The sequence below is a fragment of the Ruegeria sp. SCP10 genome, assembly GCF_040329495.1.
Classification (GTDB): domain Bacteria; phylum Pseudomonadota; class Alphaproteobacteria; order Rhodobacterales; family Rhodobacteraceae; genus Ruegeria.
Genome location: NZ_JBDZYF010000033.1, coordinates 1 through 4945, shown reverse-complemented (window position 1 = coordinate 4945; position 4945 = coordinate 1). Strand labels below are relative to the sequence as shown.

General features: G+C 56.2%; 3 protein-coding genes and 3 pseudogenes. All 6 read right to left on the bottom strand.

Features of this window, described 5'->3' with window-relative positions; translation table 11 throughout:
- Positions 1-206: pseudogene (locus ABLN87_RS21865) on the bottom strand (helix-turn-helix domain-containing protein); the annotation flags it as partial.
- A gap of 9 nt (positions 207-215) precedes the next feature.
- The gene (locus tag ABLN87_RS21860) at positions 216-1208 is read right to left on the bottom strand and encodes a hypothetical protein (RefSeq protein ID WP_353014212.1); all 993 of its coding nucleotides are present in this window, start codon (positions 1206-1208) and stop codon (positions 216-218) included.
- Between the two features lie 643 nt (positions 1209-1851).
- Entirely contained in the window at positions 1852-2856 is a 1005-nt protein-coding gene (locus ABLN87_RS21855; RefSeq protein WP_353014210.1) for a hypothetical protein, read from the bottom strand.
- 457 nt (positions 2857-3313) lie between these two features.
- Positions 3314-3415: pseudogene (locus tag ABLN87_RS21850) on the bottom strand (IS6 family transposase); the annotation flags it as partial.
- Between the two features lie 226 nt (positions 3416-3641).
- Positions 3642-4771, bottom strand: a protein-coding gene (locus tag ABLN87_RS21845) for an IS3 family transposase (RefSeq protein ID WP_353014208.1) whose coding sequence is annotated in 2 segments (ribosomal slippage) — positions 3642-4528 and positions 4528-4771 — 1131 coding nt in all. Because the reading frame shifts where the segments join, the coding sequence is not laid out codon by codon here.
- Between the two features lie 64 nt (positions 4772-4835).
- A pseudogene (locus ABLN87_RS21840) lies at positions 4836-4945 on the bottom strand (IS6 family transposase); the annotation flags it as partial.

Genomic DNA, 4945 nt, shown 5'->3' with positions numbered 1-4945 from the left:
TGACAACTCGCTTTCCTGCGAAGCCAGACCCTTGATCTTTTCGCGCACGGATTGAGGAATACGGTTCCAGACCCGCGACGGCGTAGGTCTGCGATCTTCAAGCGCCTCGGGCCACCGACAAGATATCGGTCGTACCAACGATAGAAGGTGGTCATCGGAATGCCCAGCTTTTCCAAAGTGCGCTTGGTCGGCAACTGCGATTGCTCAGGGAACGATCAACGACGGTGGCCAGCGCCTCGCGCAGCGAAATTCACTTCCTGTTGCTGCAGGCGCTGTGCCAAGGCGGAATCGTCTTCCTCCTGCTGCAGGCGCTGCGCCAAGGCGGAATCGTCTTCCTCCTGCTGCAGGCGCTGCGCCAGTGCGAAATCGTCTTCCTCCTGAAGCGACTTGGCCGCAGCCGGCAACCAGTCATCCAGTTCACGATCGACCGGGTCGCTGCCCGAGTTTCGTGGGCGTTCCGGTCTTTCAAGGTCATTGCCGAAAGGTATGTTGGTAACTTCGCCCGTCGGCGCAAATCTGCCGCCGGTTGCCCATGAGAACTCGCCACGTCCCAGGACGTTTCGAGCAGCCTCACCAAAGGGTGAGGATCCGCCAAGTGCCAGTCCAAAACCTCGGTCGGGAGCGGGATCTGCGAAAGTCCAGGATCGGCTGCTGCTGGACGCCGCCCCAACACCCTGTCTAGCAACAGTATGCGTGAATGGCGAGCTTCGAGATGCGGTAGGCTCATCCACTTTGAAGGATGCCGGTGCCAAGGCCGGTGCTTCTCGCTGGCCAAAATCCGCGTTCGAGAATGAATCGCTATCAGTTGAACCTAAATCGGAAAGCGCACCCAGATCCGCCTCGGAAACAGAGCTGAGATCTACGGCCAGCCTTTGGTGGAGCCATTCGTTTTGATCACGTACCGCCTGCCAAACGCCGCTATATTCACGATCCAAGCGGCGCAAGGATGCTTCGGTAAGCGTTTCGCTCCCGTCGCTGTCCTCAATCTCAGACATGTACCCTTTTGGCACGGTTACTGTTTCGGGAAAGCCGTCGAGGTCTTGGTCGGGGCTGCCGGAAAACGATGCCCAACCACTGTCCCGCAAATACGCTTCTTGCATCGGATCGGCCAAATCCGAAACAGATGCGCCACGGGCATTGCCGAACAGATTTGGAAGATAAGAGTCGTGTTCAACGAACGACAACTGCTCATCATCCAAATCGCCCACGCGTCCCTGCTCAGCAAGTTGCGCAATTGCAAAAGGATTGAGCCTCGCCTGCGAACCAGCGCTTGAAGGTGTCTCTGTCGGAGCAGACCCGTTACGGCCGGGGGTGCCAGATGGCCGAAAAAGTGCTTTAAACTTTCCCCGCCAGCTTGTGTTTGTCTGTGCCGCTTCGGAGAAAACCGGCGGTGCCGTCGAATTCGCAAATGACGAACTTGCGTGTTGCCTTTGCCAGCCGAACGAGCCGCCGTTCAGTCGAGCACTTACATTGGGTCTGTCTCTTGGGCCGCGCAAGTTCGGGACAGCGTCTTTGACCGCATTGAACGCCTTGCTTAGGACAACTGGTATTTTCATTGTCAGGCTCCTTTCGTAACCCAAAATCGACACGACAGTTCATTACTCTGGCACACAACCGAACACGCGAACCCGTTGAAGCCGAAATACTCTTTTCTGATAGGCGAAGTCGCAAAGGGGGCCTTCTAGGCGAGCCCAAGCTCGTAGCGGATATTCGCACGTCAGCCATCGGGCTGGCGTCTCGGGATCACTAGCCTAGCGGCAAGGGTCACAGAACAGGACGGGCTAAGTCGATTGATCTGGACCGGTGGGGTTTTCACAACGCTCCATCGACAATATTGTGTCTGACTATTTTCTAAAACTTCCAGTAAGTATCGGAAGCGCGCGCTGCTAGCTCGAACACGGTAACCTGCCGTGGCAATTTGCCGGGGGTAGACGGACCCTCTCGCTGCTCTGAGGGGTCAATCCCAGAGGAATCGAGTGTTCCCGACTGGTCTCGATTTTCGCCAGAGGAGCGGGTCTCATGCAGCTCGATTTCAGTGACGACTGGCGGATCGCTTCGACCGACCGCGGTGCGGGGCATCGAGTCAGCAGATGCTGATGTGGTAGCCTCGCCATGCGAAGCTTCGCCTTCCGATGCCGATGAGTCGTTCCCAAGAATCGTATCAAGCAGGGATTTCTTCGGTCTGCTCTGCGCCTCTTCTATTTGCTTCTTAAAAACTTCCGCCTGCTCGGCGGTGCTGAGACCGTCGAGAGGAGTGCCGCCCTTGGCTTTTTCACCAGCGTCCACAGATGATGTTGAGCTGGCGTCCTCATTGGATGCCTCGAATATCGTATTCAAGCGTACGGTACCAATTTCTGGCCTCGACTTGTCGTCAAAGGACCGCGTGATCACACCCGGCGGCACAATGCTCTCTCTTCCCAGACGGCTGATCTTTGGAGAGTCCTCGGCAGCAGGGTTTGTGCTGTCCGTGCGACGGGGCCCCTCGGGGCTTAGCGTTTCGAGGCCCAGCAATTCATCGAGGTCTGCCACGCTGGTGCCCAACCCGTCAGCATCGCCGCTACCTGCTGGTAGCTCATCCTGCGGCATGAATTCGTAGATCTCATTTCGCAACGCAGTGCTCGGCGCTTCTACGCCAAATGAGTCATGACGATCGTCGATCTTTGCACCTAGCATATCACGGTCGCCGCGCCCCTGATCCATCGGATCCGAACCCCGAGTGTTGATCAATTCCCGCTGCTCCACGAGACTACCATCCTCATCGACATCGAACTCGAGAAAGTCTTCGAATTCGGTACCGTCATCTGATACCGGGCTCATTCGGCTGCTGGTGCCGTGCTGTTCGAGATACTCGACCATCTCTTCCCAAACACTCGCCTGTGCGCTGCCCGAAGGCGCGCGACCTGCATCCCCCGATCGGCTTCCGGGCCCGATTTCGGCGGCGGCTGATTGAGCGACTAGCGCGACTTGGGTCGCTCTGTGTTCGGCGCGCGTGGAATTTATCCCGTTCCATTCTCGTGGTGGGCGGTGAGAGTTAAGTCGCTCCATCGCCAATCCCGGCTGCTGTGAGGCCCGTCGCCCGAAAGGGGCTTTCGTCCTGAACGTGTCGACTAGGTTTTGGATCGGTTTTAGGAATCCTGGGACTTTCATTCTATACCTCCGCGTGAGAGCGCACCTAAATGTGAGAGACCGGTCACTAAGCTATCTGACAAGATAGCCCGCGATACGCTCGAACCGGAAATAACTTTTGCTTATCTCTCCGCAGGACATTGCCAATTTGTTTGCCAGCGGTTGCAGAGAGCCTTTGCTGGCGCGGTCAGGCGGTCAACTCGAGAGCATAGCCGTTCGAAAGTTCGTGCGCGACCGATCGGGCGTGGCGGTAGGAAATGGAAGAGAGGCGATAGCGGTGGGGCCGGAATGTGTAAAACACACGACTTGATCTGACATTTCTGCTCTTTTGGACCGCAAAAAGGAGTGTCGATCAACGACAAGCATTCAGGAGAAGGTCATCAAACCGAAACTCGGGCTGTTGGAAAAGGCCAAGCAACAGAAGGAGGCCCATGGCGAGATCGAGAGCCACCATCCGGGTTATCTGGGCAGTCGGGCTGGACCTGTCACGCTTTTGTGCCGCCCCAAGTGCTCGTTTAAGCCACCTTACGCTCGAATGCGACGGGACTTTTCCAACCTAATGCTGAGTGTCGCCTGCGCGGATTGTAGAAGCCGTTGATGTACTGGAAGATGGCCGTTTCAGCCTGCCGCCTGGTTTGCCACGAGCGTCGCCAGATCAGCTCAGCTTTGATCGTTTTGAAGAACGTCTCGACGGCAGAGTTGTCGTAACAAGTGCCTTTGCCGCTCATCGACACCTTGAGCCTGTGCTGGCGCAATATCTTCTGGTAGTCATGTGAGCAGTATTGCGACCCGCGGTCCGTATGGTGGATACAGCCTTTTTGCGGTTGCCGCAGCACGATAGCCATCTTCAAAGCCCGGATTGCGAGATCACGCTTCATCCGGTTGCTCACCGCCCAGCCAATGACACGTCGAGAGTGCAGATCAAGGATCACAGCGAAATAAAGCCAACCCTCACGCGTCCACACATAGCTGATATTGCCAGCCCATTTTTGCTTTGGCAGCTCCGCACGGAAGTCTCGGTTCAGTAAGTTAGGTGCGATGTTGAAGGCATGGTTACTTTCGGTGGTCACCTTGTATTTCTTAGACCGTTCGACACGGATACCATTCTCGCGCATCAACCGACCGACGCAGCGATGGCCGATGTTCAAAGCGAGCTCTTTCAGCTCCTCCGTCATTCTCGGCCTGCCGTAGCTGCCCGGGCTGAGCCGAGATTGTTCTTTGATGTGCGCCAGAACGATCATGTCGGTTCGCTGCCGTTGGCTGGCCAGGCGACTGCGATAGGCACGTTTGCCTCGTTCGCTGACATCCAGAACCTGGCAAAGGCGGTTAGTCGGGAAATCGCAGCCGTGCTCTTCGATGAACCTGAACCTCATGGCTTTTGGCTCGCGAAGAAGGCTGTGGCCTTTTTTAGAATATCCCTCTCCTCCTTGAGAATGCGGTTCTCACGTCGAAGCCGTTCATTCTCACGGGCAAGATCCAGATCTTTGTCGGATATCACATCGGTGTCCCGATGTGCGGTGACCCATTTGTTCAGCGTCGATAAGCCAACACCCAAATTTGAGGCCACTTGTTTGCGTGTCAGCCCACTTGTCAGTGCAAGCCGCACCGCATCAGCACGGAATTCGTCTGTCCGTTTCAGCCCCATAGTCTGTCTCCTTTGCTGCAGTAAATGCTAACAAAGGAGCGGCATCAAACCGCCACAGGTCCATTCTGTGTGATCCTTCGATCCTGTTATTCAACCCTTTGTGTGCTCGGTGATCTGCACCCGGCGCGAGATCACGGATCGGTTTGAAATAGCTTCTCAGCTTATCCGTAATCA